The 26830-nt window shown below is 75.2% G+C and carries 22 protein-coding genes, 2 tRNA genes and 1 pseudogene; 8 read left to right on the top strand and 17 right to left on the bottom strand.

What is annotated here, in order from left to right; translation table 11 throughout:
- Positions 1–61 precede the first annotated feature (61 nt).
- Positions 62–1723: a glucose-6-phosphate isomerase gene (gene pgi / locus ACFVXG_RS40970; RefSeq protein ID WP_387935461.1), complete on the top strand. Its 1662-nt coding sequence runs from the start codon at positions 62–64 to the stop codon at positions 1721–1723.
- Positions 1724–1857: 134 nt separating this feature from the next.
- Here the strand turns inward: pgi and ACFVXG_RS40965 are convergent.
- The 3 genes from ACFVXG_RS40965 to ACFVXG_RS40955 all read right to left on the bottom strand — a co-directional run bounded on the left by ACFVXG_RS40965 (position 1858) and on the right by ACFVXG_RS40955 (position 3028).
- Positions 1858–1931 (bottom strand) — tRNA-Lys (locus ACFVXG_RS40965).
- A 68-nt stretch (positions 1932–1999) separates the two neighbouring features.
- Complete coding sequence (locus tag ACFVXG_RS40960; protein ID WP_387935502.1) at positions 2000–2617, bottom strand: bifunctional DNA primase/polymerase; 618 nt, start codon at positions 2615–2617, stop codon at positions 2000–2002.
- A 54-nt stretch (positions 2618–2671) separates the two neighbouring features.
- Positions 2672–3028 (bottom strand): hypothetical protein, encoded by a 357-nt coding sequence (locus ACFVXG_RS40955; protein WP_387935460.1) that lies wholly within the window; start codon positions 3026–3028, stop codon positions 2672–2674.
- A gap of 282 nt (positions 3029–3310) precedes the next feature.
- Here ACFVXG_RS40955 and ACFVXG_RS40950 point away from each other — a divergent pair, with 282 nt between their 5' ends.
- Positions 3311–3604 carry a hypothetical protein gene (locus tag ACFVXG_RS40950; RefSeq protein ID WP_350504876.1) on the top strand — a complete coding sequence of 98 codons (294 nt, stop codon included), beginning with the start codon at positions 3311–3313 and terminating at the stop codon, positions 3602–3604.
- A 64-nt stretch (positions 3605–3668) separates the two neighbouring features.
- Here ACFVXG_RS40950 and ACFVXG_RS40945 read toward each other — a convergent pair whose 3' ends face one another.
- Genes ACFVXG_RS40945 through ACFVXG_RS40935 form a run of 3 tightly spaced genes read right to left on the bottom strand, consistent with a single transcriptional unit; the run spans position 3669 to position 7911 of the window.
- Entirely contained in the window at positions 3669–5030 is a 1362-nt protein-coding gene (locus ACFVXG_RS40945; protein WP_387935458.1) for an AAA family ATPase, read from the bottom strand.
- Entirely contained in the window at positions 5030–6661 is a 1632-nt protein-coding gene (locus tag ACFVXG_RS40940; RefSeq protein ID WP_387935456.1) for a hypothetical protein, read from the bottom strand. Before ACFVXG_RS40940 ends, ACFVXG_RS40945 begins: the two co-directional genes overlap by 1 nt.
- Positions 6658–7911 carry a hypothetical protein gene (locus ACFVXG_RS40935; protein WP_387935455.1) on the bottom strand — a complete coding sequence of 418 codons (1254 nt, stop codon included), beginning with the start codon at positions 7909–7911 and terminating at the stop codon, positions 6658–6660. The genes ACFVXG_RS40940 and ACFVXG_RS40935 overlap by 4 nt, the downstream gene beginning before the upstream one ends.
- 199 nt (positions 7912–8110) lie before the next feature.
- Between ACFVXG_RS40935 and ACFVXG_RS40930 the strand changes: the two genes are divergently transcribed.
- Positions 8111–8767, top strand: coding sequence for a histidine phosphatase family protein (locus tag ACFVXG_RS40930; RefSeq protein ID WP_387935453.1), 657 nt, complete (start codon positions 8111–8113; stop codon positions 8765–8767).
- A 41-nt stretch (positions 8768–8808) separates the two neighbouring features.
- On the opposite strand, the gene ACFVXG_RS40925 is transcribed toward ACFVXG_RS40930, so the two are convergent.
- On the bottom strand, positions 8809–10470 hold the full coding sequence (locus tag ACFVXG_RS40925) for a tetratricopeptide repeat protein (RefSeq protein WP_387935451.1): 1662 nt from the start codon (positions 10468–10470) through the stop codon (positions 8809–8811).
- 261 nt (positions 10471–10731) lie between these two features.
- On the opposite strand from ACFVXG_RS40925, the gene ACFVXG_RS40920 reads away from it, so the two are divergent.
- The 3 genes from ACFVXG_RS40920 (at position 10732) to ACFVXG_RS40910 (ending at position 12869) form a co-directional block, all read left to right on the top strand.
- Positions 10732–11247: a hypothetical protein gene (locus tag ACFVXG_RS40920; RefSeq protein ID WP_387935449.1), complete on the top strand. Its 516-nt coding sequence runs from the start codon at positions 10732–10734 to the stop codon at positions 11245–11247.
- 153 nt (positions 11248–11400) lie between these two features.
- Positions 11401–12306 carry a spermidine synthase gene (locus tag ACFVXG_RS40915; protein ID WP_387935447.1) on the top strand — a complete coding sequence of 302 codons (906 nt, stop codon included), beginning with the start codon at positions 11401–11403 and terminating at the stop codon, positions 12304–12306.
- Positions 12307–12419: 113 nt separating this feature from the next.
- Complete coding sequence (locus ACFVXG_RS40910) at positions 12420–12869, top strand: GNAT family N-acetyltransferase (RefSeq protein ID WP_387935446.1); 450 nt, start codon at positions 12420–12422, stop codon at positions 12867–12869.
- Positions 12870–12914: 45 nt separating this feature from the next.
- Here the strand turns inward: ACFVXG_RS40910 and ACFVXG_RS40905 are convergent, their stop codons facing one another.
- The 5 genes and pseudogenes from ACFVXG_RS40905 to ACFVXG_RS40885 all read right to left on the bottom strand — a co-directional run.
- On the bottom strand, positions 12915–13742 hold the full coding sequence (locus ACFVXG_RS40905) for a hypothetical protein (protein ID WP_387935444.1): 828 nt from the start codon (positions 13740–13742) through the stop codon (positions 12915–12917).
- A gap of 109 nt (positions 13743–13851) precedes the next feature.
- Positions 13852–14298 carry a DUF4442 domain-containing protein gene (locus tag ACFVXG_RS40900; RefSeq protein ID WP_387935442.1) on the bottom strand — a complete coding sequence of 149 codons (447 nt, stop codon included), beginning with the start codon at positions 14296–14298 and terminating at the stop codon, positions 13852–13854.
- A gap of 189 nt (positions 14299–14487) precedes the next feature.
- Positions 14488–14563 (bottom strand) — tRNA-His (locus ACFVXG_RS40895).
- Positions 14564–14697: 134 nt separating this feature from the next.
- Positions 14698–15300: an oligoribonuclease gene (gene orn / locus ACFVXG_RS40890; protein ID WP_387935440.1), complete on the bottom strand. Its 603-nt coding sequence runs from the start codon at positions 15298–15300 to the stop codon at positions 14698–14700.
- 875 nt (positions 15301–16175) lie between these two features.
- Positions 16176–17168, bottom strand: a pseudogene (locus tag ACFVXG_RS40885) (helix-turn-helix domain-containing protein); the annotation flags it as partial.
- A 1073-nt stretch (positions 17169–18241) separates the two neighbouring features.
- Between ACFVXG_RS40885 and ACFVXG_RS40880 the strand changes: the two are divergent.
- A complete protein-coding gene (locus ACFVXG_RS40880; RefSeq protein ID WP_387935439.1) occupies positions 18242–19042 on the top strand; it encodes a GNAT family N-acetyltransferase in 801 nt (266 codons plus the stop codon).
- Between the two features lie 80 nt (positions 19043–19122).
- On the opposite strand, the gene ACFVXG_RS40875 is transcribed toward ACFVXG_RS40880, so the two are convergent.
- Together ACFVXG_RS40875 and ACFVXG_RS40870 are read right to left on the bottom strand one after the other, a co-directional pair.
- Positions 19123–20442 (bottom strand): HAD-IA family hydrolase, encoded by a 1320-nt coding sequence (locus tag ACFVXG_RS40875; RefSeq protein WP_387935437.1) that lies wholly within the window; start codon positions 20440–20442, stop codon positions 19123–19125.
- Positions 20443–20876: 434 nt separating this feature from the next.
- The gene (locus ACFVXG_RS40870; RefSeq protein ID WP_387935435.1) at positions 20877–21317 is read right to left on the bottom strand and encodes a hypothetical protein; all 441 of its coding nucleotides are present in this window, start codon (positions 21315–21317) and stop codon (positions 20877–20879) included.
- A gap of 189 nt (positions 21318–21506) precedes the next feature.
- Here ACFVXG_RS40870 and ACFVXG_RS40865 point away from each other — a divergent pair, with 189 nt between their 5' ends.
- Positions 21507–21959, top strand: coding sequence for a universal stress protein (locus tag ACFVXG_RS40865; protein ID WP_387935500.1), 453 nt, complete (start codon positions 21507–21509; stop codon positions 21957–21959).
- 164 nt (positions 21960–22123) lie between these two features.
- Here the strand turns inward: ACFVXG_RS40865 and ACFVXG_RS40860 are convergent, their stop codons facing one another.
- The 3 genes from ACFVXG_RS40860 to ACFVXG_RS40850 form a co-directional block, all read right to left on the bottom strand.
- On the bottom strand, positions 22124–23314 hold the full coding sequence (locus ACFVXG_RS40860; RefSeq protein WP_360244983.1) for an acyl-CoA dehydrogenase family protein: 1191 nt from the start codon (positions 23312–23314) through the stop codon (positions 22124–22126).
- Between the two features lie 164 nt (positions 23315–23478).
- Entirely contained in the window at positions 23479–24489 is a 1011-nt protein-coding gene (locus ACFVXG_RS40855) for a hydroxymethylglutaryl-CoA lyase (RefSeq protein WP_387935433.1), read from the bottom strand.
- Positions 24486–26753, bottom strand: a complete 2268-nt coding sequence (locus tag ACFVXG_RS40850; protein WP_387935431.1) for a biotin carboxylase N-terminal domain-containing protein — start codon at positions 26751–26753, stop codon at positions 24486–24488. Before ACFVXG_RS40850 ends, ACFVXG_RS40855 begins: the two co-directional genes overlap by 4 nt.
- Positions 26754–26830 lie beyond the last annotated feature (77 nt).

Genomic DNA, 26830 nt, shown 5'->3' with positions numbered 1-26830 from the left:
GGCCTGGCCCTCACGCACGGCCCTGCCGGTTTCTGCACCCAGATGAATCGAGGACCCACCGATGTCGGAGACCCGCGCCGACGCCCGCACCCCGCTCGACCGGACCCCGCAGTGGGCCGCCCTGGCCAAGCACCGGGCGGAGCTGGGCGAGACCCACCTGCGCGAGCTGTTCGCCGCCGACCCCGAGCGCGGCCGCACCCACACCCTGCAGGTCGGCGACCTGCACGTGGACTACGCCAAGCACCTGGTCACCGACGAGACGCTGGAGCTGCTGCGCGAGCTCGCCGCCGCCACCGGCGTCGCCGAGCTGCGGGACGCCATGTTCCGCGGCGAGAAGATCAACATCACCGAGCAGCGCGCCGTCCTGCACACCGCGCTGCGCGCCCCGCGCGGCGCCGTCGTCGAGGTCGACGGCGTCAATGTCGTCCCCGGCGTGCACGCCGTCCTGGACAAGATGGCGGCCTTCGCCGACCGGGTCCGCAGCGGCGAGTGGAAGGGTCACACCGGCAAGCCGATCCGCACGGTGGTCAACATCGGCATCGGCGGCTCCGACCTCGGCCCGGCGATGGCCTACGAGGTGCTCCGCTCCTTCGGCCGGCGCGACCTCGCGGTCCGCTTCGTCTCCAACGTGGACGGCGCCGACCTGCACGAGGCGGTCCGGGACCTCGACCCGGCCGAGACGCTGTTCATCGTGGCCTCGAAGACCTTCACCACCATCGAGACCATCACCAACGCGATCTCCGCCCGCGGCTGGCTGCTCGACGGCCTGGACGCCGGCACCGAGGCGGTGGCCAAGCACTTCGTCGCGCTGTCCACCAACGCCCAGGGCGTGCAGGACTTCGGCATCGACACCGCCAACATGTTCGAGTTCTGGGACTGGGTCGGCGGCCGCTACTCCTACGACTCGGCGATCGGCCTCTCGCTGATGATCGCCATCGGCCCGGACGCCTTCCGCGAGATGCTGGACGGCTTCCACCTGGTCGACGAGCACTTCCGCACCGCCCCGGCGGAGCAGAACGTCCCGCTGCTGCTCGGCCTGCTGGGCGTCTGGTACGGCGCGTTCTTCGACGCCCAGGCGCACGCGGTGCTGCCGTACTCGCACTACCTGTCCAAGTTCACCGCCTACCTCCAGCAGCTGGACATGGAGTCCAACGGCAAGTCGGTGACCCGTGACGGCACCCCGGTCGGCTGGCAGACCGGCCCGGTGGTCTGGGGCACCCCCGGCACCAACGGCCAGCACGCCTACTACCAGCTGCTGCACCAGGGCACCAAGGTGATCCCGGCCGACTTCATCGGCTTCGCCCGCCCGGTCGCCGACCTGCCCGCCCGCCTGGCCGCCCAGCACGACCTGCTGCTGGCCAACTTCTTCGCCCAGACCCAGGCGCTGGCCTTCGGCAAGACCCCGGAGGAGGTCGCCGCCGAGGGCGTGCCGGCCGAACTCGTCCCGCACAAGACCTTCAAGGGCAACCACCCGACCACCACCATCCTGGCCGCCGAGCTGACCCCGTCGGTGCTCGGCCAGCTGGTCGCGCTGTACGAGCACAAGGTGTTCGTCCAGGGCGCGATCTGGAACATCGACTCCTTCGACCAGTGGGGCGTCGAGCTGGGCAAGGTGCTCGCCAAGCGGATCGAGCCGGTGCTGCTCACCGGTGAGGGCGGCGAGCAGCTGGACAGCTCCACCGCCGAGCTGGTCGCCCGCTACCGCGCGCTGCGCGGCCGCTGAGCCCCGGGTCGGGCCGTCCGCTCCGGCGGGCGGCCCGGCTGTCGCTGTTCAGGTTCGCGGCTCGCGACTGGCGGCTCGCGGTGCGGAAACGCCGAAAGGCCCCTTGCTTTCGCAAGGGGCCTTCCGGCTGTCTGTGCGCCGCCAGGGACTCGAACCCCGGACCCGCTGATTAAGAGTCAGCTGCTCTAACCAACTGAGCTAGCGGCGCCTGCTGACAGAGAAGACTTTAGCAGCGGCCGGCGGTCGAGCCAAAATCGAATACCGGCCGCCCCCCGTTCACCCGCCGGTCACGAGGACCGGCTCGGCCGGCACGCCCTGGCCGGGCTCGCGCGCCGCTCGGACGCAGGCCCACAGCACCACCGAGGCCCCGGGCAGCCAGGGCTCCCGCTCCTCCGGGGCGACGATCCAGCGGCCGGCGCTCCGGCCGGAGGAGTCCGGGCCGTGCACCATCCGCTGCAGCGGCGGCACGGTCACCGCGTCGCCCTTGCCGTGGCACAGCAGCGGCGGCACGTCCCGGGCCCACTCCTCCCAGGCCAGCAGCCGGCGCAGCCGGGGCGCCGCGCCGGGCTGGACGAACAGCAGGGTGCGCCCCCGGTAGGCCGCGACCGGGCCGCAGCCGGGGCCGGAGGCCCACAGCTCGTCCAGCACCCGGCGCCCGAACAGCGACGGCATGCTGATCACGTCGAAGGCCCGCCCGCAGGGCAGCACGGAGGGCGCCCACGGGCGGGCCTCCCAGAGGGCGCGCATGCTGCGCGGGTACTCGCTGGCGGAGGCCAGCCAGGCTTCCCCGGCCACGGTGACGTACTCCACGGATTGGTGCGTCCAGATGTCCACGCCCAGCAGCCTGCGCCGTGCGCGCCCCCGCCGTGGTGGAAAGCGCCGTTCGCCGGACAGGGCGGCGGGACGTCGCGTACCCTCCGCCGCTGGCATATGCCAGGGGACCGGCGATCAGTCCTCGTGGCGGCGCGGCTGGAGCAGGCCGCGGCCGTACTCGATCATCTTGGCGGCGTAGTCCGGCGTCCAGTCCGCCCGCTCGGCGACCTGGGTGCTCGACAGCGCGTCGAACCGGCGCGGGTCGGCGAGCTGCGCGGCGGCGACGGCCTGGAAGTCGGTGGCCCGCTCGGCGGCGGCCCGGAAGGCCAGGGCCAGCTCGGTGGAGCGGCGCAGCAGCTCGGCGGGGTCGTCGATCGACTCCAGGTCGAAGAATCGTTCCGGCTCCGGTTCGGCGGACTGCGGCTCGAACAGGAGCTGCGCGGGGCGCAGACGCCTGGTGGGCTCGGGCGCCTCGGCGGGGGAGTCGGGCATGGACGGACACCTCCGGGGTCTCGGGTGAGGGAGGGCGGTGGGCTGCTCCGGGCCGCACCGCCCGCCTGTGGCCGTCGTCCATTGTCTCGCGGCGGCGGCCGGTAGCGGAACGGTGCGCGTGCAGGCGCTATTCCCCCGGCGCGCGCCGGGACGGTGCCCCGGGCGCCGCGCTTCCTGATCGCATGCGAACCGGTTGGACCGGGCGACAGCATCCGTACCGCCGGAGTCCGTACCGCCGGAGTCCGCACCACGGAATCCGCACCACCGAACCGGGAGCACCCCATGCGCGCACTGTCCACCGGCCTCCTGCTGGCCGCCGCCGTCCTGGCCCCGGCTGCACCCGCCGCCGCCGCGGAGACGGCGCACGTCGTCACCGGGCCGCCCAGCAGCCCGGGCGGCGTCTCGACGGCCACCTGCCCGAGCGGCACCCACCTGACCGGCGGCGGCTACCGGCTCCAGCCCGACGCCGACGGGCCGGTGCGCGCCAGCGGGCCGACCGCCGACGCCACCGGCTGGAGCGCCCAGGCCGCCCACGGGTCCGTGGTGGCCTTCGCGGTCTGCGAGACCGAGGACTGACCCGTTCCGAGGACTGACCCGTTCCGAGGGCTGACAGGTACCGGGTCGGTCAGCCCGCGAGCGGCTACCGCAGGTGGACCCGGTGGCCGCTGAGGTGCTGGAGGACCTGGTGGTTGGCCTCCCAGCCGTCCGGGAAGGCCACCGGGACGCCCAACTGGACCGGCTCGGTCGCGGGGTGCTCGTCCAGCAGCTCGGCGATCCCGGCCCGGGCGACCACGATGCAGGCGTGCCGGTGCCGGGAGGCGAGCACGCAGAGCCGGCCGGTCTCCAGGTGGAAGGCGGTCGCGTCCGGGCGCCCGGAGAGCGGGTGCAGCACCACGGTGACGTCGTACTCCCGGCCCTGCAGCCGGTTCGCGGTGTCCACCGTGACGGCCGGCCCGACCGTGCCGTCCACCGGGACGCCCACCTTGAGCAGGGCGGCCCGCACCGCCGCCGCCTGGTCCCGGTGCGCCGTACCGACGGCGATCCGGTCCGCGGTGAGCGGGGCCTCGCCCTGCTCGGAGCGGGCGGTCAGCCCGCGCTCCAGCAGCCGCCGGACGGTCGCCGCGACGGCGGCCACCGCCTGCGGGTCGGTCCGTACGGTGTGCCGGGCGGGCAGCTCCAGCAACGCCCAGCCGTGCTCGGCGGCCCGGTCGATCACCGCGTCCAGCGCCGAGCCGTCCGGGCGGACGGCCGGGGTCAGCCCGCGGTCGTCCGGGCCGGTGCCGGAGCGGAACGGCGTGTACGGGTAGAACGCCCGGGAGATCAGCGGCGCCGCGCTGGCCGGTAGTCGCCAGGAGACCGGCAGCCGGTGCGGCTCGATCTGCGGGTTGTGCGCCAGCATCGTCACCACCGCGCTGCTGGACGGGTCGTAGGACAGGCCCGCCCACTGCTCGGTGCCGACCACGGTGAACGGGTCCAGCTGGCCCGGGTCGCCGACGAACAGCGCCCGCTCGAACAGCCGGGCCACCGCGAGCAGGGCGTCCGAGCGCATCTGGTACGCCTCGTCGACGATCGCGTGCCGCCACGGCGCCTCGGCCCGCACCCACTGCCACTTGGCGGCGGTGGAGATCACCACGTCGTGCTCGACCAGGTCGGCGACCTTGTCGGAGGGCGTGACGTTGGCGTGCCGGAGCACCTCCGGGCCGGGCCGGGAGTCCGCCGCGTGCAGTCGGCCGATCGTCAAGTCCGGTGCTTTCTCGGCCAGTCGGCCGACCAGGTCATCCACCTGCCCGTTCGTCTGGGCGACGATCATCAGCCGCTCGCCGGCCGCCACCAGCTCGCGGGCGGCCCGCACCACCAGGGTCGACTTCCCGGCGCCGGGAGGGGAGTCCACCACCACCCCGCGCGGTGCGCCGGGCGCCGGGTGGACGGTGGCCGCCAGGATCCGGGCCACGGCGGCGTCGGCGGCCGCCCCCGGGGGCTGCGCGCTGATCGGTTCGGTCATCACTCCCACTCCTCGACGGCGGCAGCGGTGGCGGACGGGGCAGCGGACGGGGCCGCGAACGGGGCGGGCGCGGCGGTGCCGGGCGGGCCGCCGTGGGTCCACGGGGTGTCGTCCGGCTCGGGCAGCGGTGCGGACTGGCGGACCGTCAACTCGAACAGGGTGAAGGTGACCGGCTCGCCGGGCTCCGGCAGGCTGCCCGGCTCGGGCTCCTTCTTGCGGCCCATGCCGGACAGCACCCGCAGCGTGATGGTGCCCTCGGCCGGGTCCACCGCCACGATCCGCGCCTTCTGCGCGGACGGACCGTGCACCCGGTGCGCCTCCCGGCCGAGGTCGGCGTGCGGGCGGTCGGCGGTGCGCAGGGTGACCAGCGGGCGCGGCTTGGGGGAGCGGCCGGTGGTGTCGTAGTCCGGCACCACCTCCGTCACCACCCCGCTGAACGCCTCGCCGGACAGCCGGTGTTCGGCCATCGCCAGCGGGTCGTCCAGCGCCTCCTGGACGTCCAGCCGGGCCTGCTCGCGCTCGCGCTGGGCGAGCTTGCGGGCGGCGGTGACGGCGTCGTCCTGCCGGGGTTGCGGCGGCTCGCCCGCCGCCAGGCGGTCCCGGTGGCCGGTGTAGGACCAGCGGTCGCCCGTCCAGCGCTCCTCCAGGTGGCCGGCCGGCGGCAGGGCGCGCAGCAGGTCCAGGCCCTTCCAGACGTCCCGCCAGGTCGGCAGCAGGACGGCGGACAGCACCCGCTCCAGCTGGTCCACCGCCGCGCGGACGGCCGCCCGGGCGCGCTCGGCGGCGGCCTCGTCGCGCTGCTCGGTGCTGTGCTGCAGGGCGCTGACGGCCGCGTCGTAGCGGGCGATCGCGGGGGCGAGCACGCCCTCGTCGAAGCCCGGGTCGGTGGCCGGACCGGCCGGCGGGTGCAGCAGCTGCCCCTGCTCGTCGCGGGCGGACTCGGCCAGCTCGGCCGCGGCGGCGCCGGTCAGCCCCGGCGGCGGGTCGTGCCAGGCCAGCCGGGCGGCCAGGTGCTGGTCCTCCAGGTGGCTCTGGCCGGTGGCCCAGTGCCGGGCGAGCAGGCCGGTCATCGGCAGCAGCAGGCTGGAACCGGGCACCTGGGCGCGGTCGGTGAGGTGGGTCAGCCAGCGGCCGAGCAGCGGCACCCGCAGCGGCGCCGGGTAGGGGCCCGGGTCCGCGTCCTCGGCGGTGCGGCGGAACCGGGTCGAGCGGCCGATCAGGGCGAGGTGGTGCACGCCCGCGCCGTTGGGCACGATCAGCTGCGGGGCGTCGGCGCACAGCTCGCGGAAGACCTGGGTCTTCTCGCCGGTCTCCGGGTCCTTCTCGGAGCCCTCGATCTGCTCGACGTCCGTGCCGAAGGACTCCAGGTAGGGCAGCAGCTCGGCGGCCAGCGCGGCCAGGTAGTCGAACCGCAGGGTGCGGTTGAGCGGCTGCGGCACCAGGTGCAGGCGGGGCGCGTCCCGGTCGGTGCCGAGCATGACGGCCAGCGGGGCCCCGGCCTCACCGGCGGCGGTCAGCGGTACGACCACCATCGGGCGCTCCGACAGGTGCCGGTGCCGGACGGTGGCCAGCGGCTCGGCCCGACCGCTGCGGACGGCCTCCAGCCGGGCGAGGGTGGTCAGCAGGCTCATGCGTGCCCGCCCAGGGCTTCGGCGCGCAGGGCGGCGGCGTAGGCCAGGCGCGCGGCCGCCTCGTGCGCGCCGTCGCCGTCCGCGTGCGCGCCGTCGCCGTCCGCGTGCTCGCCGTGTGCCTCCTCGCCGTGTGCCTCCTCGACGCCGGCCGCGGCGGCCAGGGCCTCGGCGACCGTACGGATGCTGCCCAGCTCGCCGCGCACGCCCCGGCCGAGCTGCTCGACCCGGTCGTCGCAGCGGGCCCGGGCCCGGCAGTGGAAGCCGAGTTCGCAGGTGGAGAGGCAGTCCGGGCTGTAGGCGGCGGGGACCGCCTCGACCGCGGCGGTCAGCTGTTCGGAGCTGCGGGCCGGGGCGCCGTCCTCGTCGGCGGCCAGGTCGAAGTCGGTGCCGGGCGGCAGCTCCTCCAGCAGCCGGCCGATGCCGGTCATCCGGCTCAGCTGACGGCGGGTGGTGGCCAGTTCGCGGCGGACGTCGACGGCGACCGCGGTCGGCCGGTTGCCGAAGTCCTTCGGGCAGACCAGCAGGACGCTGGTGCGCGGGCTGCCCGGCAGCAGCTGCTCGGTGTACGGGTCGTCGGCGAGCGGCAGTCCGGCGGCCGCGGCGGCGGCGTGCTGGAGCGCCAGCACGTACACCGCGGCCTGGCGGGCGGCGGCGCCGACCTTGGCCGGGTCCGCGCTGCCGTCCAGCACCGGGAAGGACTTGATCTCGACCACCGTGCACCGCCCGCCGTGCACCACCAGGGCGTCCGGCTCCAGGTAGGCGGTGCTGCCGGCCACGGCGAGCCGCAGCATCGGGTGGTCCAACAGCGTCCAGGCGTCCGGGTCGGCGGCGGCCCGGGCGAGCACCTCGGCCGTCCGGTCGGCGCGGACGGCCGGGCCGGAGCGGTGCATCAGGTCCGGGACCAGCAGCGGGGCGCGGTCGTCCGCAGGGACGCCGAGGTGGGCGCGGAGCGGTTCCAGCAGGGCGGCGTGGTCGTCCGCCTTCAGCCGGGACTCGAAGACCAGGCCGCGGGCGATCGCGAACGGGGACTGCCCGAAGGGGGCGGGGCGGCCGAGCCGGGCGGCCAGCGCCGACTTGTCCACTCCCGCCGCGTCCAGGACGGCGCGGCGCCGGCAGCCCGGATTGGCGGCCAGCGCGGCGAGGGAGCGGGCGTTCAGACTGCGCTGCGGGGCCGGTCCGCGCAGCTCGGCGAGCCGCAGGGCGAGCGGCTCAGCGGGCCCGCCGAGCGGGACGTTCGTCGAGACGTTCATGGTGCGGCCCAGTGTCGCATCCGGGTCCGACAACGCGGTGCGGACCGGGCGGTTCCGGCCCGTTCCGGCCGTAACCGGCCGATCGTGCCCGGGCCCGGTCAGGACCGAGATCGTGGCCGCCGAGCCGGTGGGGGATCATGGAGTCCGGTGCTCAAGGGTGAGACCGACCGTTGACCGCCCCGTTGCGAGGAGCCTGCCCATGCCCGCCCGAATCGTGCTGGTCCGCCACGGTGAGACCGAGTGGTCGGCCACCGGCCGCCACACCGGCCGCACCGACATCCCGCTGACCGAGGAGGGCCGGGCGATGGCCCGGGCGCTCGGCGCCCGGCTCGCCAAGGCCCCCTGGAACGGGATGCCGGACGCGCTCGTCTACACCAGCCCGCTCGGCCGCGCCAAGGAGACCTGCGCGCTGGCCGGCTTCGGCGACCGCGCGGTGGACCGCCCCGAGCTGCTGGAGTGGGACTACGGCCAGTACGAGGGCCGCACCGGCGCCGACATCCGGGCCACCGACCACCCCGGCTGGCTGATCTGGCGCGACGGGGTGCCCGGCGGCGAGAAGCTCTCCGACGTCGCCGCCCGGGTGGACGCCTTCCTCGCCGGACTCAACGAGGAGCACGGCGTCCCGGAGTCGGACACCACCGAGATGCACTGCGCCGACCGGGACGTCGTCCTCTTCGCGCACGGCCACCTGCTGCGCATCCTGACCGCCCGCTGGCTGGGCCTGCCGCCCGAGTACGCCCAGCGGTTCAAGCTCGGCACGGCGGCGCTGTGCGTGCTGTCCTGGGAGTACGGCGCCCCGGCGGTGGAGGTCTGGAACGACCTGTCCCACCTGGAGGGGCTGAACGCGGGCCACTGAGGCCTTCGTTGACGATCAGTCAGCGCAGTTTGTCGACCCGCTCAGGCCGCCGCGGCCTGGTCGTAGCCGATCAGGAAGCGGCGGACCTCGGCGACCGAGGCGTGCGGGCGCAGCCGCCCCGCGGTGTCCGCCAGCATGCTGCGGATCCGGGCCGAGCGGACCTCGCCGAACAGGGCGACGGCGGCCGAGCCGTGGTGCGCCGCTCCCGCCAAGTCCCCCCGGCCGAGCCGGTCGTGGGCGAGTTCGGCGGTGTACAGCACCCGGTTGCGGACGAAGTGCGGCTCCTGCAGCGCTATGGCCAGCGCGGCCTGCTCGCTGGCGCGGTCCCAGTCCTCCAGCGCGGACCAGCACTGCGACTGCAGCCCGGCGATCTCCGCCTCGCCGAAGAAGGACATCCACTCCGGGTCGGTCTCCGACGGCCCCCGGTCGAACAGCGCGTAGGCCCGGCCGATCGCGCGTTCGCAGGCGGAACGGTCCCGCAGTACGGCCCAGGCGCCGGCCTCGCGCATGGCCAGCAGGGCGAGCAGCCGGGCGGAGTCCAGCTCCCGGGCGGCCGACTGCCCGGCCTGTGCGGCGCGCAGCGCCTCGCGCGGGCGCCCGGCGTCCCGGGCGAGGAAGGCGCTGTTGCAGAAGACGTGCGCCTCCAGCGCGGCGTCCCCGGCCATCCGGGCGGTGGCGAGCGCCTCGGCGTAGAACGAGCGGGCGTCCGCGAGCCGGTTCGAGTCGTGCGCCAACCACCCCACCGAGATGGCCAGTTCACCGGCGCCGGCCTGCAGTCGGCGCTCGGTCTCCTCGCTGTACTCGCCCTCGTTGAGCAGCAGGTAGGCGGTGCGCAGCGACTGCCCGGCGAGTTCGTACAGGGCGTCCGCGCCGTGCGCGTCGTCGGCCAGTCGGATGTCCCGGACGGCCTGTTCGACGCCGAACACCTCGGCGGCGCCGACCTTGCGCGGCGGCGGTACCGGTCCCGGTCGCCCGGGTACCACCGGGTCTGCGCCGTGCAGTGCGGGTGCGGTGAACTCCACGCCGGGGAAGGCGCCTTGGCCGGCCACCGGGCTGATGCCGAGGCCGGGGCCGGCGGCGGTGAAGGCAGGGGTGACGGCAGGGGTGACCGGGCCGGCGGCGGCCGGGCGGTCGATGCCGATCACGGTGGCCAGCGCGGTCGAGCCGCCGGCCAGGAACGTACGGCGACGCACGTCGTCGTTCTCCTCGTCGGGATAGGGCGATCCATCGTGCCCCCTGGGCACCGCGCCGGCCCTCGGCCACGGCGGCCTGTCCGGAGCGGTTGGATCCGCGTACGGCGAGGCAGCGTACGGGAGTTGGGTGGAGAGTGGTGGGCGCGGGGCTGGCAGGGGCGGGAACGGCGGATGGATCGGTAGGTGGAGCGCGGCCGACTCGGCGGCCGCCCGCGCGCCGTCCGCCGAGCGGCGGCGGACGGCGGTGCGGGGGGCGAAGCCGAGGTCGGTGAGCGTGCGTTCCGGCCACATGTGCCGGAAGACCCGCTCGTAGGCGTAGTTGGGGCAGCGGATCTCACCGGACTCGACCCGTCCGACGTAGCGGGCGTCGCAGGACACGTGCTCGCCGATCTCGCGGGCGGCCCGGCGGACGGCCACGGCGAACTCGCCGGGTGAGCGGTCGCCGCGCAGCTCGCGCATCACGGTGTTGGGGGACGGTCGGTTCGGCTCGGCCGGTGGGGTGGCTGCCATGGCGCCGAGAGTACTCGGAGTCACCGAGTGGCCACATTGGGTTTGCGGGACATCTGCCATCAATACGGGGCGAAGCGGGCGTTGTTGCCGGATATCCGCCATGAAATGCCATGCCTTGCTGTAAGGCGCCCCGTGGCCTCCGGCGACCCCGCGGCGTTGTCCTGATACGTGGAAGCCCAGGCCGTCCCGCCGGCCCGTCCCCGCCCCGCGGCCCCACCCCCGGCGGCAGCGCTTCCGAACCGACGAGGTACAGGAGGGCCCATGATGGCCACCGGACTGCCGCAGTACCGACCCGTCGCCGGGGGCGTGCTCGCCGCCGCCGCCCCCGCCCTGCTCCCGGACCCGGCCGACGACCGGTTCCCCGGCCGGGGCCCGGTCGAGGGCGGCCGGGGCTCTTGCGGCGGGCTGCGCCGGGACGCCGTCGTCCCGGCCGAGGACACCCTCCTCACCGGCTGCGACACCGTGACGGTCGCCCTGCGGCACGGCCTGGAGGCCGTCGACATCCTGCGGCTGCGCCGCGCCTGCGGGGCCGTCCTGCAGAGCCGCAACGGCAGCACCGTCTCCTTCCTCGTCCCGGCCGGCACCTGGGAGACCTGGCACCTGCCCGGCAGCTCCTGTACGGCCGGCGCCCTGGTGCCCGGCGGCACCGACCCGCGCTGGGTGATCCCGCCCGCCGGAACCGGCCGGGCCACCCGCCCCACCGACGCCTGGGTGCTCCGCTCCGCCCTCTGCGAGGCCGCCTGCACGCTCACCGCCGGTGGCCTCGGACCGTTCTAGCGGGCGTGCCGCGCGGATCCCGCCGGGCCCCTACGCCTCCGGCCGGATCCCCGCGGCACGCCCCTGGCCAGGGGGTGTGTCCTTCTTCGGCGACACCGGCCCACGTCGCCTCCGGCGACAGTGCCCATGACGCCTCCGGCGATAATGGTCCGCATGGGACGAAGCAACAGGGCCGCGCGCAGCCCCGAACCGGTGCTCACCACCGGGGCGGACGGCCGTACCCACGCGCAGGGGCTGCTGACCCGCCCGGTCGGGTCCGGCCTGGCCGAGCTGCGGCCCGACCGCGACCGCCCGCACGCCTGGTCGCTGCTGATCGACGGCGCCCCGCAGTCCCTGGTCGACCTCGCCGACCCCACTCACCTGGGCTTCGAGTACCAGCGCCGGCTCGGCCACCTGATCGACCTGGTCGCACCGCCCGGCCGACCGCTGACCGTGCTGCACCTGGGCGGCGGCGCGCTCACCCTGGCCCGCTACGTGGCCGCCACCCGGCCCCGCTCCCGCCAGCAGGTCGCCGAGATCGACACCGCGCTCACCGAACTCGTCCGCGCCGAACTGCCCCTGGAGCGCGGCTGGCAGATCAAGGTGCGCGGCGGGGACGCCCGCAGCGTGCTGGAACGCACCCCCGAGGGCACCGTCGACCTGGTCATCACCGACGTCTTCTCCGGCGCCCGCACCCCGGCCCACTGCACCACCGTCGAGTTCACCACCCTCGCGGCCCGCGCCCTCGCCCCCGGCGGCTGGTACGCCGCCAACATCGCCGACGGCGGCGCACTGCCCTTCGCCCGCTCCCAGGTCGCCACCCTCGGTGCGGTCTTCCCCGAGCTGTGCCTGACCGCCGACCCGGCCGTGCTGCGCGGCAAGCGCTTCGGCAACCTCGTCCTGGCCGCCGCCCACACCCCGCTGCCGATCGCCGACCTGACCCGCCGGGTCGCCTCCGACTCCGCCCTCGGCCGGGTCGAACACGGCCGCGCCCTCGCCGACTTCACGGCCGGCGCCGCCCCGGCCACCGACGCCACCGCGGCGCCCTCCCCGGAGCCGCCGCCGGGCGTCTTCCGCTGACCCGGTCCCTTGGCACGGTCCCTGCCGTCCCGGGGTCGTAAAACGGTTGGCAGACGACCGAGTTGCGGCGCACACTGGCCGCGGGTGTCCGGCTGTCGACGCGAGGGGGCCGCATGCGCATCCGATCCGCCCGCCCGGGCGAAGCCGGGCTGCTCACCGGCATCGCCCTGCGGGCCAAGGCGTACTGGGGCTACGACGAGGCGTTCATGGCCGCCTGTCGGGAGGAGCTGACCCTGGACGCCGCCGCCCTGGAACGGGCCTCGGTGGCCGAGGACGGCGCCCGGGTGGTCGGGTTCGCCGTCCTGACCGGGGCCCCGCCGTCCGGCGAGCTGGACATGCTCTTCGTCGAGCCCGACCGGATCGGCCACGGCATCGGCCGGGCGCTGTTCGAGCAGGTCCGCGACCGGGCCCGGGCCGCCGGCCTGCGCCGCTTCACCATCGACGCCGACCCGAACGCCGAGCCCTTCTACCTGGCGATGGGCGCCGTCCGGATCGGCAGCACCGTGTCCGACTCCATACCGGGGCGTGAACTCCCGCTGCTGGAAGTGGACCTGGCGCCCTGAGGCCGGCTGCTCAGCCCCGGACCGCCGGACGGACCTCGGGCGGGCTCAGTGCCCGCGCGGCAGCCCGCGGTGCTTGAACATCGCCGCGCCGGTGAGCAGCAGCCCGGCGGCGATCGGGGCGAGCACCGCGGTCGCGGTGGCGGTGCCGTCCTCCGCGGCGGTGACGGACGCGGTGTCGGCGAGGGCGAGTGCCTCGGGCGTCCCCGTGCCCGGCCCCTCGTGCGCCGCGGCCTCCCGGACGGGGAGCGTTCCGGCCGCCTCCGGTGGGGACGGGATGCTCCGGTCGCCGGTGCCCGTGCCGGAGCGGGGCCGGGGGACGGCGGGCAGAGCGGCGGGTTCGCCCTCGCGGGAGGCGCGGGTCCCGCTGGGGCGGCCCTGGGCCGGGACGGAGCCGAGCAGGCCGGAGGCGAGGGCGAACGCGTCCGGGACGGCGGTGCCCTGACCGGGCAGAGGGAGCCCGCCGGCCCGGATGCGCTCCTGGAGCACGCCGCCGACCGCGCCGCCGACCGGGCCGGTGGCCCCGTCGGCCGGGCTGTCGGCCGGTCCGCCGTCGGTCGACTCCCCGACGAGCCCGGGGGAGCGTCCGGGATCCCCGGCGCCCGGCTGCCCCGGTGCGACCGGGCGGGCGGCTGACGGCCCGTCGAGCACGGTCCCGCCGTGCACGGTCCGGCGGACGGCCGGTCGGGGCTGGCCCGGCGACGGTTCGGCGGTGGCCGCGTACGCGCCGGGGGCGCCGACGCCCCAGAGCTGGGCGAGCAGGGCCCCGCCGGCGGCGACGGTGCGGGGGCGGGGCAGCCACCGGGCGGCCGCCCGACGCGCTCCGGTGACGCCGCGGGCGGGTTCCTGGGGCTCGGTCGCGTGATTGGCTCGCACGTGAGTTGAGAACGAGCGGACGGGTGGTGAGGTCACGCCCGCCGTCACGGACAGTCATCGCGTGGGTGGCCCCGGGGCGCTGCACCCGGGGCCACCGACCGCGCGGCGGTCAGGAGTTGGGGCGCAGGGTCCAGGTGACCGTCATCACACCGGTGACGGCGCCGTCGGCGCGGGTGATCTCGACGGTGACCGGGAACTCGGGGCGGCCGCCGGCGTCCAGCTCGGCGACGACCTCGACGGCCGGGCGGCCGAGCACGGCGGTGGCGGTGACCTCGCCCATGGCCAGCTTCTTGTAGGCGATCTCGGCGTTCACGGCGAGCGGCACGGCCCGGGACAGCTGGTCCCCGAAGGCGGCGAGCACGATGCAGCCGCTGGCGGACTCGGCGAGGGTGAACATCGCGCCGGCGTGCGGGCCGCCGACGTGGTTGTGGTACGCGGGCTGGTCGGGCAGCCGGAGCACGGCGCGGTCCGGGGTGGTCTCCAGGTACTCGAGCTTGAGGGTGTGCGCCATCGGAACGGTGGCGTCGAGCATCTGGCCGATCGAAGGAGTGGTCATGGCGACGATGTTACTAGCCGGTAGCTTGTTGCGGCAGGGGCCGACCGGAAAACCCGGGCCGCCGGGCACAACTGAGCCCGCGCCTGATCGGACTGAGCCTGCGCCCGATCAGACTGAGCCCGCGCCCGATCGGGGAACGCGAAAACGCCTGAGGGGCCGATCTCTTGAAGAGATCGGCCCCTCAGGCTCTGGGGTGAGTGACGGGACTCGAACCCGCGGCCACCTGGACCACAACCAGGTGCTCTACCAACTGAGCTACACCCACCATCTGTCCGGTCCGTTCCCGCTCTCGCGTTCCCGTTCCGACAGGAAGAACTCTACAGGATCCGAGAGGGTGCTCGCGCCAGGGTTTCGTCCCGGCGAACGACGGCACCCCCTCCGACCCCGCGAGGGCCCCGGTCAGTCGGTCGAGGCCCGGTACTTCTCGGCGATCGCGCGCGCGGTCTCGGCGTCCGGGCCGGGCTGCGGCACGAACACCGCCTCGCGGTAGTAGCGCAGTTCGTCGATGCTCTCGCGGATGTCCGCGAGCGCCCGGTGGTTCCCGCCCTTCGGCGGGCTGTTGTAGTACGCCTTCGGGTACCAGCGACGGGCCAGCTCCTTGATCGAGGAGACGTCCACGATCCGGTAGTGCAGGTGCTTCTCCAGGGCCGGCATGTCCCGGGCCAGGAAGCCGCGGTCGGTGGCCACCGAGTTGCCGCACAGCGGCGTCTTCCCGGCCTCCGGCACGTGCTCGCGCACGTACGCCAGGACCCGCTCCTCGGCCTCGGCCAGGGTCACGCCCTGCTCCAGCTCCTCCAGCAGGCCGGAGGAGGTGTGCATCGTGCGCACCACCTCCGGCATGTTCGCCAGAGCCTCCGCGGGCGGGCGGATGATGACGTCCACGCCCTCGCCGAGGATGTTCAGCTCGGAGTCCGTCACCAGTACCGCGACCTCGACCAGGGCGTCCCGGTCGAGGTCGAGGCCGGTCATTTCACAGTCGATCCATACCAAACGGTCATTCACGCAACTCACCCTACGGCGCGATCACGCGCCGCGGGGACCGGAGGAGCCGACCGGGGTGCCGGAGCGCAGGCGTCGGCCTGGTGCTCCTCCGCCCCGTCGTGGGTGCCGGCACCGTCCGGACGCTCGCCCTCCCGGCCGGTGCGGACCGCGTGGCCGTCCCGTCCGGCCCGGGCCTCGTGCGCCGCGCGTGCGCCGTCCGCCGCGGTCGCCCGGGCACCCGGAGCGCGGACCTGCGGAGCCCGCGCCTGCCGGCCCCGGGGGTCACCCGACCCGGCCGCCGGCTGCCCGGCGCCACCGGTCGGCACCCGGCCGCCCGGCGCGCCGTGCGTCCGCCCGGCCGCGCCCGGCTCGTCCCCGGGCCGCTCGACCGTGCTGCGGTGCCCCTGGCCCTGGCCGCGCGCCCCCGGCTGGGGGTGGCCGTCCTCGGCCGCCGCGTGCTCGGCGGTGCGCGGCGGACGCCCCGCACCCGGACCGGCCTGCGGCGGAACCAGCGGCGACCGCACCGGACCGCGCGCCGCACCCTGCTGCCCGGGGTGCGGTTGCTGCGCGGCCTGCTGGTGCGGGTACGGCTGACCCGCGCGGGCGTGGAAGCCCTGGGCGGCCGGCGTCCCGGCCTGCCCCGGACCGTACGGACCGGCCGGTCCGTGCGGCACCGGCTGTCCGTGGCCGACCGGCTGCCCGTGCTGGCCCGGCTGGCCGGCCGGCACCTGCGCGCCCGGACCGGCCGGGAACGGGTGCACGGCGGGCCCGCCGTGCACCGGACCGCCGAACAGCCCGCCGCCCGCCGAGGCGGCCGCTGCCGCCGCGTGCGTCAGAGCGCCCGGCAGCCGGAGGTCGGCGCCGTGCGCCCCGGCCGGGGTCGGCTGCTGCTGCCCGGGGCGACGCGCCCGGTAGCTGGTCCGGTACGCGGCCGGGGAGACCCCGAGCTGACGGCGGAAGTGCCCGCGCAGCGCGACCGGCGACCGGAACCCGCACCGGCGCGCCACGTCGTCCACCGACAGCTCGGACGTCTCCAGCAGCCGCTGCGCCTGGAGCACCCGCTGGGTGATCAGCCACTGCAGCGGCGCGCTGCCGGTGAGCGTGCGGAAGCGGCGGTCGAAGGTGCGCCGGCTCATGTAGGCACGGGCCGCCAGCACCTCGACGTCGAACTGCTGGTTGAGGTTCTCCAGTGCCCAGGTGACCACCTCGGCCAACGGGTCGTTGCCGATCTCCTCCGGTAAAGACTGATCGATGTACTGGGCCTGTCCACCGCCGCTGCGGCGACTGGGCACCACCAGACGGCGGGCCAGCGCGTTGGCGGCCTCGGCGCCGTGGTCGCTGCGCACCACGTGCAGGCACAGGTCGATCCCGGCGGCGGTGCCGGCCGAGGTCAGCACGTCGCCGTCGTCCACGAACAGCTCGCGCGGGTCGACGTGCACCCGCGGGTAGCGCTTGGCCAGGGTCGGCGCGTACATCCAGTGGGTGGTCGCCGGGCGGCCGTCCAGCAGACCGGCCGCGGCGAGCACGAAGGCACCGGTGCAGAGCCCGATGATCCGCGCGCCCTCGTGGTGGGCCTTGCGCAGGGCGGTGATCGCCTCGACCGGCGGCGGCTGGGAGATCGAGCGCCAGGCCGGTACGACGATCGTCCCGGCCCGAGCGAGCGCCTCCAGGCCGTACGGTGCGGAGAGGGTCAGGCCGCCGGTGGTGGCCAGCGGGCCCTCCTCCCCGGCGCAGACCAGCAGCCGGTAGCGGGGCACCCCGGCGTCCTGGCGGTCCACGCCGAAGACGGAGAGCGGGATGGAGCTCTCGAAGATCGGCGCACCGCCGAAGATCAGCACCGCGACGGTCTCCCGGCGGCGTCGGCCGGACAGCTTGCGCGGGGAGCCGATGGTCGCGAGGGCGCCCGGGGAGCCGTTGCCGCCGGGACCGCCGTGGCCCAGCGGGCCGTGGCCGGGGGCGGTGCCCAGGGCCAGGCCGCCGCCGAGCGGGCCGGGGCCGGAGCCGTTCAGCCCCGGGGCCGCGCCGGCGGCGGGGTAGGCCGGGTGGCCGGGGTAGCCCGGGTTGCCGGCGTGGGCGGGGTTGCCGGCATGGGCCGCGCCCCCGGGGTAGCCGGGGTACTCGCCGTAGGGCTGGGCGGGGCCGCCGAGCGACTGGGCCGGGCCGTGCGCCTGGCCGTGGCCCGGGCTGACGGGGCCTCGGCTGACGGGCTGTCCGGCGGGGTTCGGGCGCCCGCCCTGATGCCCGCTCTGATGGCCACCCTGGTGACCGCCCTGGACCGGCTGCGCACCGTACGGGGCCGGGCCGCCGTGCGCCTGGCCGCCGGGTGTCTGACCGCCGTGGTCGGCCGGGGCGTGGCCGGGCGCTGACGGTACGCCGGGATAGGGGGAGTGCGGGCCGGGGCCCGAGGGGCTCGGGGTGCCGGAGGTGCGGGTGGTGGCGCCGATCGCGGAGGTGCCGGCGCTTCTCGCGGACCGACTCGCGGTGCCGGCCGGCGCCTGGCCGCTGTCAGGACCCGCGTCGCTCCTGCTCACCCTGCTCAAGGCGCTCAAGCCCCCTCGGTGGTGTGGTGTGGGTGGTGCGGCACTGCTGGCCAAGATCGAAATCTATCGGGTGGACCGTTGCCGTTGTGACAAGTTCACCATCCGACGCTATGTCGACATGGCAATTTGGCGTGATGCATTCGATCACGAAGCGTGGCACCCGTCGACCCTTCTGGGAAGAGGGCCCGTGCAACGGTGGCTGGTTGTCGCGGGGCGGTTCCTGGGGCGTCCGGGTTCCGGGCGCCCGGCCGGCGGGTCTGGGCTGCGGATTTGCCCAAGGGGGAGGACGCGGCACGAAATTGACCGAAAATCGGCGGTGCACGGGAGGGCGCACGCGCGCCGGCCGTGCGCCTCCCAGGCTTCATCCGGCCAGCGCCGGAACGGGCCGACCGGCACCGCCGCCACCGGGCTACGTTCCTGCCGTGAACACCAACAGCCGGCTCGAACAGGCCAACGACAACGCCGCCGCCTTCTGGCTCGCGCAAGCCCGCGCGCACGGCTGGCGGTACCGCGTCCGCCCGGGCCTCACGGCCGTCCGCTGCGCCCGCACCCCGGACGACTCCCAGCGCTTCCTGATCACCCGCCCCTACGTCCAACCCGCTGACGTGGAGAAGCAGTTGGCCGAACTGCTGGCCGAGTGGGAGACCGTCCGCTGCACCGTGGAGGACCCGTACGGCGGGCTCGACCTGACCGGCCTCGGTGCCGTCCGGATGCCGCCCATGCCGGTGATGGCCCGGGAACCCGGACCGGTCGACGGTGCGTCCGCCGAGCTGCCAGTGGTCTCGAGGACCCGCGACGGCGACGTCCTGACGGTCGATGAGGCGGCGCACGGCGACGCCCTCGCCCTGGTCGAACGGACCATCGTGGACGGCTTCCCGCTGCCCGCCCGACAGCCCTGGACCCGCGGCGAAGCCCTCCCGGAGCGACTGCTGGGCGAGCCCGGCTGCCGGGCCTGGCTCGGCCGCGTCGACGGCGCACCGGCGGGCGCCTGCCTCAGCTACGACGACGGGGCCGCCACCGGGGTGTACTGGGTCGCCACCCTGCCCGACCAGCGCGGCCGGGGCGTGGCCCGGGCCGTGCTGCGGACCGTCCTGGCCCACGCCCACCCGGACCGCCCGGCCACCCTGGTCGCCACCTCGGCCGGCGAGCCGCTGTACCGCGAGCTCGGGTTCACCGGGCAGGGGACGACCAACTGGTGGACCTTCACCTCACCGGGCGGCTGACCTCCGGGGTTGCGGCCACTCCGGCGGCTGGGGGGCGCGCTGCGCCGGGCCGTGCGGGGTCGGCGAGCGGGGCGGGGCCGCTACCGGGCGACCGCTGCCGCGGTGGGCGCGGGGCCGAGCGGTGCGGAACCGATCGGCGTGACGGTGGCCGGCTTCGCCGTTCCCGGGGTGGGGGCGGTAGGCGCAGCGGTAGGGGTTCTCGCGGTGCCGGGCGCCGCGGCGAAGACGGTCCGGGCGGGGCTCGTCCCACCCGTACCAGCCGTCCCACCAGCACCTTCGCTCCCACCGGCCGCCGTGCGGAGCGGGGTCGGCCGCACCGGCGCGAGCGTCCGGTCGCGGTTCGCGCCCGGCTCCGCCCCGCCGCCCGTCCGCAGGTCGTCGCCCGCCCCGGCGCTCGGTCCCCGGCGTACTCCTGGGCCCTGGAGGCCGTCGGCGGTCGCGGCAAACCCGCCTGATCGGTTTCGGACACCGCGCCCTGCCCCGGAAGCCGGTGCGACGGCCGTCCCGGCGTGCACGGGAACGGGCGCACTCGGACCCGCCGGGGCGGTCGTCGCCGGACGTGCGCCGGACCGCGCGCCGAGCAGCGCCGTCGCACGCACCGGCACCCCGTCCGCCTGCCCCCGCGCCTGCCCGCCCGCGCGCACCCCCGGCCGGACACCGGCCCGGCTCTCTGCCCTGACCTCCGCCCTGGCCTCTGCCCTGGCGCCGGTCCGGACCTCCGCCCGGATCGAGGGCGCGTTGCGGGCGGACAGCACCAGGCCCACGGCCTCCGGGATCCCGGCCGCCTTCAGCGTCGGCCGGTAGCCGCCCTCCGCCCACGGCCGGCCGTGGTGCAGCCAGACGCTGCGCAGCCCGGCCAGTTCGGCCCCGGCGATGTCGGCGGGCGCGTGGTCCCCGACCATCCAGGTGTGCGACGTCCAGTCCCCGGTCGGTCGGATGCCGCACCGCCGGGCGGCTATCTCGAAGATCAGCGGGTCCGGCTTGACGCAGTCGGCCTCCTCCGAGATCACCCAGCCGTCGACCAGCGGCCCCAGCCCGGTCCGCCGGATCTTCTCCAACTGCGGCCGGGTGCCGCCGTTGGAGACGATCCCGAGCGTCCACCCGGCCGCCCGCGCGGTCCGCAGCGCCTCGACGTTCCGGGCCGGGCAGTGGATGTGCGAGTTGATGCCGCGTCGGAAGTGCGCGAGCAGCAACTCGACCGAGGCGTCCAGGCCGTAGCGGCGCCGCACCGCGGACAGTACGGTGCTGCGCGGCACGTAGCCGCCGCCATCGAGGGTGACGAACCAGTCGAGGTCGCCGGGCGGCAGGTGGTGTTCGGACAGGAAGTCCTGCGCCCAGGCCCGGAAGGCGGCGTCCCGGGGGAGCAGCGTGTTGTCGAGGTCGAACAGGAGCAGGGGCATGCCGAGCATGGTGCCAGCGGCCCGGCCCATGCATCTGGCAAATGCCAGACCGCGTCGCGAAGCCGTACGGAGTGGCTGAAAGCACCCGGACACCGGATGGACGGGGCGGACCGGGACGGTCCGGTGAGCAGGTCGGGGCTCGCGGGGCGTGACGGTTGGCGACGCCCCGCAACAGATCGTCGCCGATCCATGACAGTCCGGTCACGGTGTCCTGCGGGCCTGTTGCGCCTCTGGGCCCGCTCAGTCAAGCTCCTTAGAACCTCCGTTCTGGAGGGGGCGCGATCGCCTGCGGGCAGGGCGCACTGCCACGGCGGGCGCATCCTCCTTTCGCGGGAACAACGTCGCTCCGGGGCTTCGCCGCTGGGCTGGGCCCCATGCTCGTCGTACTCTGAAAGGAACAGGTCACATACGGTGCTGCGCGTCGCAGACCGACGTCATCCCGTGGGCGGGCCTGCTGCCCGGGCAGCGTTGTCCTCTCCTGTCGGCCCCTCTCCCTTGAAGAGCCGTGAGCCATGGCTGGTTTTGAGCCTTCCCGACCGGTCGAACCGGATGCGCCCCGCAGTGCGGGCGCAGGGCCCCGGGGAGACGGCGCCCGCACGCACCTCGACGCGGCCGGCGGCCAGCCCGGCGAGCGCCTCGACGAGCGGCTCGACGAGCGAGTCGACGCGTCCGATGCCGAGCACCTCGACGAACGGTCGGGCGGGCACGCCGAAGACCCTGCGGACGGCGGCGCCGCTGCCCGCGCCGCTGCCACTGCCGACCTCGGTGCCGATGGGGGAGCCGAGGCGGGCGGCCGAGCCGACAACTCCGCTGCCCCGCAGGCCGATCCGCCGGTCCGGCCCGCGGCCGGGAGCCCTGGGCGGACCGAACCCCAAGGCCTGGCACGTGCCCTGCGCAGCCTCCGCCGCGGCAGCCTCGGCCGACGCGACCGTTCCGGCCCGCACCAGCGCCGTGACGGGCGCCCGACCGAGCCTGCGGAGCCCCCGGTGACGGGCCGCCCCGGCCCCGGTGCCGAGCGTCCGGACACGGCCTCCGGCTCGCTCGGTGGGCACACCGACCCGTCGGTGACGGACGCGTCCGGGCGTTCCCTCGATCCGGTGTTCCAGCACGGCGTCGTGGTGGGCTTCGACGGCTCGCTGTCGAGCGAGCGCGCCCTCGCCTACGCCGTCGGCATGGCCCGCCGGTCGCAGTGCGGCCTGGTGATCGTGCACGTCGCCAACCGCCTGCCCGCCACGGTCTGGGCAGGCTGCGAACCTCCGGTCTTCGTCGATCTCCCGGACCACCGCACGGAGGTCCTGGGCCTGGAACTCGCCTGCGCGGACTTCCTCGCGGGGGTGCCGTGGGTCCTGGTCGAGCGGGGCGGCGACATCTGCCACGAGATCGAGGAGGTGGGCCGTGAGTACGCCGCCGACGCGATCGTCGTCGGCACGACGCACGGCCTCCTCGGCAAGATCTTCGGCTCGGTCTCCGGGCGGCTGGCGCGGCGGGCCAACCGCCCGGTGATCGTGATCCCCTGAGGACGTCCTCAACAGCCTCTGTGGAGTTGTGGGTTGGCCCGGTGGGCCCGGCCCGCGAGGTGACCATCAGGAGCCGGCCGTCTGTAGCCGGCCGTCTGTAGCCAGCCGGCTGGGACCGGCCGTCAGGAGTCGACGGCCGGGAGCCGACGGTCAGGTACCGATCGTCACGACGTGACGCCGAGCTGCCGGGCGATGAGCATGCGCTGAACCTCCGACGTGCCCTCCCCGATCTCGAGAATCTTGCAGTCGCGCCAGAAGCGGGCGACCGGGAATTCGTTCATGAAGCCGTACCCGCCGTGGATCTGGGTCGCCTCGCGGGCGTTGTCGACGGCGGCCTCGGACGAGTACAGCTTCGCGATCGCGGCCTCCTTCTTGAACGGTTCGCCGTGCAGCAGCCGGGAAGCGGCGTCCCGCCAGGCCAGGCGGGAGGTGTGGGCGCGCAGCTCCATGTCGGCAAGCTTGAACTGGATGGCCTGGTTGGCACCGATCGGGCGGCCGAAGGCCCGGCGGGTGCCGGCGTACTTGACGGACTCGTCGACGCAGCCCTGGGCCAGGCCGGTGGCCAGGGCCGCGATCGCGATGCGGCCCTCGTCGAGGATCCGCAGGAACTGGGCGTAGCCTCGGCCACGCTCGCCCAGCAGGTTGGCCGCGGGAACGCGGCAGTCGGTAAAGGACAGTTCGCGGGTGTCGGATGCGTTCCACCCGACCTTCGAGTACTTCTTCGAGACCTGGAACCCCGGGGTCCCGGTGGGCACGATGATGGACGAGATCTCCCGTACGGGCGAGCGGAATTCGCCCTCTTCACTCGAACGAGCGATCGGTTCGGTGAGCGCGGTGACGGTGACCAGTCCGGTGATGTCGGTGCCGGAGTTGGTGATGAAGCACTTGGTCCCGTTGATGACCCACTCGTCGGTGGCTTCGTCGTAGCGGGCGGTGGTGCGGGTGGCTCCGGCGTCCGAGCCGCCCTCCGGCTCGGTGAGGCCGAAGGCGCCGAGGAGTTCGCCGGAGGTCAGCCGGGGCAGCCACTCGCGCTTCTGCTCCTCCGTGCCGAAGCGGTAGATCGGCATCGCGCCGAGCGAGACGGCGGCCTCCAGGGTGATCGCCACCGAGGAGTCCACGCGGGCGAGTTCCTCCAGGGCGAGGCCGAGGGCGAAGTAGTCGCCGCCCATGCCGCCGTACTCCTCCGGGAAGGGCAGGCCGAACAGGCCCATCCGCCCCATCTCGCGGACGATCTCGTAGGGGAACTCCTCCCGCTCGTAGAACTCGCCGATCTTCGGCGCCACCACGTCCTGGGCGAACTCCGCGACGGTGCGCCGCAGTTCCTCGTACTCGCTGCTGAGCCGGTGGTCGAGCATCTGATCCTCCTGGTGCCCGGCCGGGGTGGCCGCGGGCGTGAGCGGGGTGACCGGCGTCCGTCTGACGGTGTGACGGTCGCACGGTGTGGTTGACGGATGAACGTGGTGCCGCGGCGCCGGCCGGACCGTTCGGGCGGCCGACGCCCGGCAGTCGGGCGGGGCGGTCAGCCCCGGGTGGCGCTGAGCAGCGCCTGGACGGTCCGGGAGGGGCTCGGGCGGCCGAGGCGCTCGGCCATCCAGCCGCTGGTCGCGACCAGCGCGCGCAGGTCGACACCGGTCCGGACGCCGAGCCCGTGCAGCATCCACACCAGGTCCTCGGTGGCCAGGTTGCCGGTGGCGCTCTTCGCGTACGGGCAGCCGCCCAGGCCGCCGGCCGACGCGTCCACCGTGGTGACGCCCTCGCGCAGCGCCGCCAGGGTGTTGCTGAGCGCCTGGCCGTAGGTGTCGTGGAAGTGCACCGCGAGCCGGCCGACCGGCACGCCGGCCTTCGCGAACCCGGCCAGCACCGCGCCGACCTGGCCGGGCGTGGCCACGCCGATGGTGTCGCCGAGGCTCAGCTCGGCGCAGCCCATCTCCAGCAGCTGGACGCCGTAGCGGACCACCTGGTCGACTGGGACGGGGCCCTCCCAGGGGTCGCCGAAGCACATCGAGAGGTAGCCGCGGACGGCGACCCCGGCCTCGACGGCCCGGGTCACGACCGGGCGGAACATCGCCATGGCCTCGTCCGCCGAGCGGTTGAGGTTGCGCCGGGCGAAGGTCTCGGTGGCGCTGGCGAACACCGCGATGGCGGTGGCGTGGTGGGCGAGCGCGCGGTCGAGGCCGCGCTCGTTGGGCACCAGCACCGGCAGTCGCAGACCGGGGTGGCGCTCCGGCAGTCCGGCGAGCCTGGGTACCAGCTCCTCGGCGTCGGCGAGCTGGGGTACCCATTTCGGGTGAACGAAGCTGGTCGCCTCGACGGTCCGCAGCCCGGCGGCGGCGAGCCGGCCGATGAACTCCGCCTTGACCTCGACGGGTACCAGGGAGCTCTCGTTCTGCAGCCCGTCGCGCGGCCCGACCTCGTGGATCCGGACCTCCTCCGGCAGGCCGGGGGCGCGGACCGGGTCGGGCAGGCCCAGGTCGAGTGCGTCGGGCTCGCGGGCGGCGGTCTCCCCGGCCGGGGTCTCCCGGGACGTCATGACCGCACCTCCGCGACCTCGGCGGCCTCCTCGGCCGGGGTGACCACGACCAGCAGGTCCTCCATCGCGACGGTGGCGCCGGCGGTCGCCCGCAGCTCGGCCACCACGCCGTCGTGCGGCGCGGCGATCACGTGTTCCATCTTCATGGCCTCCAGCACGAGCAGGGGCTGGCCCTTGCGGACGGTCTCGCCCGCCGTGGTCTTGACGACCGTGACGGTGCCGGGCATCGGGGCGGTCAGCGCGCCGTGGTGCGCCGAGGCGCCGGCGGTGCTCTCGACGACCGGGTCGTAGGCGTGCATCGGCCAGGCGTCGCCCTCGATGCCGAGCCAGGTCACCGGGCCGGCCGGGAGGCCGGGGGTGGCGTCGGTGGCCAGTGCGAAGGCGGTCTGCAGGCCGTCGACGGTCAGGTGCAGCCGGTCGGACACCAGGGTCGCACGGGCCCGGTGGACGGGCCCGGCGTCCAGCTGGAGCTCCACCTCGCGGGTGCGCTCGGGGGAATTGTCAGTGGCCTCGGTTACGTTGCCCGCAGTGATCGAACGGATGCGCACCGAGACCGGGTCCTGGCCGGGGGTACGGAGTCGGTGGGTGGTCCAGGCGGGGGTGCCGCCCAGGCGCCAGCCGGAGGGGAGGGAGAACGGGTCGGTCCAGCCGCCGGGGTCGGCGGCCGGGGTGAGGTCCAGGTGCCGTGCCAGCGCGGCCGCGTAGTAGAGGAGGTGGGCAGGTGACGGCGGTTCGGTCGCCGGGGCATCGGCGGCAGGGGCGGTGGTGCTCGATTCCGCCGCGTTCGATGCGGTCGTGCTCGACGCCGCCGCATTCGACGGGGAGTACGGCGCGACGAGCAGGGCCGGCTGCTGCTGGGCCGTCTGTTCCACCAGGCCGGTGTCCAGTCGGCCGGCGACGACCTCGGGGTGGGCGAGCAGTCGGCGCAGGAAGCCGGTGTTGGTGGTGACGCCCAGGATGCGGGTGTCGGCCAGCGCGGCGCGGAGCCGGCGCAACGCGGTCGGGCGGTCGGGCCCGTACGCGATGACCTTGGCGAGCATGGGGTCATAGGCGCTGGTGATCACGGTTCCGGGGGCGACCCCGGAGTCGACCCGGATGCCCTCGCCCCGGGGCTCGTCCAGGGTGAGGATGCGACCGCCGGTGGGCAGGAAGTCCCGTTCCGGGTCCTCGGCGCAGATGCGGGCCTCGATGGCGTGGCCCAGGAAGGAGATGTCGGACTGGGTGAAGGAGAGCGGCTCGCCCGCGGCGACGCGCAGTTGCCACTCGACCAGGTCCAGTCGGGCCGAGTCCGGACCGACGGCGACGGCGAGTTCGGTGACGGGGTGCTCGACCTGGAGGCGGGTGTTCATCTCCATGAAGAAGAAGTCCCGCACCCCCTCAGCGGCGGAGGCGGGGGCGTCCGGGTCGATGCCGGGGACGATGAACTCCACGGTGCCGGCCCCGGTGTAGCCGCAGGACTCGGCGGCCCGGACGGCCGCGGCGCCCATCGCGGCGCGGGTCTCGGCATTGAGCAGAACGGAGGGAGCCTCTTCGATCAGTTTCTGGTGGCGGCGCTGGAGGCTGCACTCGCGCTCGCCGAGGTGGACGGTGGTGCCGTGGGCGTCGGCGAGCACCTGCACCTCGATGTGGCGCGGCCGGTCGATCCACCGTTCCAGCAGCAGGGTGTCGTCACCGAAGGCGGTCCGGGCGACGCGGCGGGCGGCGGCGATCTCGGTGGGCAGCTCGGCCGGGTCCCGCACCAGGCGCATGCCCTTGCCGCCACCACCGGCGGAGGGCTTGAGCAGGACGGGGTAGCCGATCCCGTCGGCGGCGGCGACGAGGTCCTCGTCGGTGGGCGCGGTGGCCTGGCTGCCGGGGACCACCGGGACGCCGGCGGTCCGGACGGCCTCCTTGGCGTTGATCTTGTCACCCATCAGCTCGACCGCACCGGGAGGTGGTCCGATGAAGACGAGGCCCGCGTCGGCGCAGGCGCGGGCGAAGCCGGCGTTCTCGGCGAGGAAGCCGTAACCGGGGTGGACGGCCTGGGCGCCGGTGCGGCGGGCGGCGGCGAGGATCTGGTCGGCGCGCAGGTAGGTCTCGGCGGCCGAGCTGTCGCTGCGGTCGGCCGGGCCGAGCCGGACCGCGACGTCGGCCTCGCGGACGTGCGGTGCGTCGGCGTCCGCGTCGCTGAACACGGCGACCGAGCGGACACCGAGCCGCCGCAGGGTGCGGATCACCCGCAGGGCGATCTCACCGCGGTTGGCGACCAGAACTGTGTCGAACATGGGAGGCGTTCCTCCGGGTCGAGGGGAGCCGTAAGAAGGAGGTGGCGGTGGGCGGTTGAGGCGCCGGCCCGGTCGTC

The organism is Kitasatospora sp. NPDC058162 (assembly GCF_042884005.1).
Lineage (GTDB): Bacteria > Actinomycetota > Actinomycetes > Streptomycetales > Streptomycetaceae > Kitasatospora.
This window is presented reverse-complemented; position numbering and strand designations above follow the sequence as displayed.

Excerpts from the sequence above, each read along its gene's own strand:
- ACFVXG_RS40950 (WP_350504876.1), top strand. The coding sequence starts at position 3,311 with ATGCGCGCACTGTCCACCGGCCTCCTGCTGGCCGCCGCCGTCCTGGCC.
- ACFVXG_RS40875 (WP_387935437.1), bottom strand. The coding sequence starts at position 20,442 with ATGCCCCTGCTCCTGTTCGACCTCGACAACACGCTGCTCCCCCGGGAC.
- ACFVXG_RS40940 (WP_387935456.1), bottom strand. The coding sequence starts at position 6,661 with ATGAGCCTGCTGACCACCCTCGCCCGGCTGGAGGCCGTCCGCAGCGGT.
- ACFVXG_RS40900 (WP_387935442.1), bottom strand. The coding sequence starts at position 14,298 with ATGACCACTCCTTCGATCGGCCAGATGCTCGACGCCACCGTTCCGATG.
- ACFVXG_RS40860 (WP_360244983.1), bottom strand. The coding sequence starts at position 23,314 with ATGCTCGACCACCGGCTCAGCAGCGAGTACGAGGAACTGCGGCGCACC.
- ACFVXG_RS40915 (WP_387935447.1), top strand. The coding sequence starts at position 11,401 with ATGGGACGAAGCAACAGGGCCGCGCGCAGCCCCGAACCGGTGCTCACC.
- pgi (WP_387935461.1), top strand. The coding sequence starts at position 62 with ATGTCGGAGACCCGCGCCGACGCCCGCACCCCGCTCGACCGGACCCCG.
- ACFVXG_RS40945 (WP_387935458.1), bottom strand. The coding sequence starts at position 5,030 with ATGACCGAACCGATCAGCGCGCAGCCCCCGGGGGCGGCCGCCGACGCC.
- ACFVXG_RS40910 (WP_387935446.1), top strand. The coding sequence starts at position 12,420 with ATGCGCATCCGATCCGCCCGCCCGGGCGAAGCCGGGCTGCTCACCGGC.
- ACFVXG_RS40935 (WP_387935455.1), bottom strand. The coding sequence starts at position 7,911 with ATGAACGTCTCGACGAACGTCCCGCTCGGCGGGCCCGCTGAGCCGCTC.
- ACFVXG_RS40850 (WP_387935431.1), bottom strand. The coding sequence starts at position 26,753 with ATGTTCGACACAGTTCTGGTCGCCAACCGCGGTGAGATCGCCCTGCGG.
- ACFVXG_RS40930 (WP_387935453.1), top strand. The coding sequence starts at position 8,111 with ATGCCCGCCCGAATCGTGCTGGTCCGCCACGGTGAGACCGAGTGGTCG.
- ACFVXG_RS40925 (WP_387935451.1), bottom strand. The coding sequence starts at position 10,470 with ATGGCAGCCACCCCACCGGCCGAGCCGAACCGACCGTCCCCCAACACC.
- ACFVXG_RS40920 (WP_387935449.1), top strand. The coding sequence starts at position 10,732 with ATGATGGCCACCGGACTGCCGCAGTACCGACCCGTCGCCGGGGGCGTG.
- ACFVXG_RS40955 (WP_387935460.1), bottom strand. The coding sequence starts at position 3,028 with ATGCCCGACTCCCCCGCCGAGGCGCCCGAGCCCACCAGGCGTCTGCGC.
- ACFVXG_RS40855 (WP_387935433.1), bottom strand. The coding sequence starts at position 24,489 with ATGACGTCCCGGGAGACCCCGGCCGGGGAGACCGCCGCCCGCGAGCCC.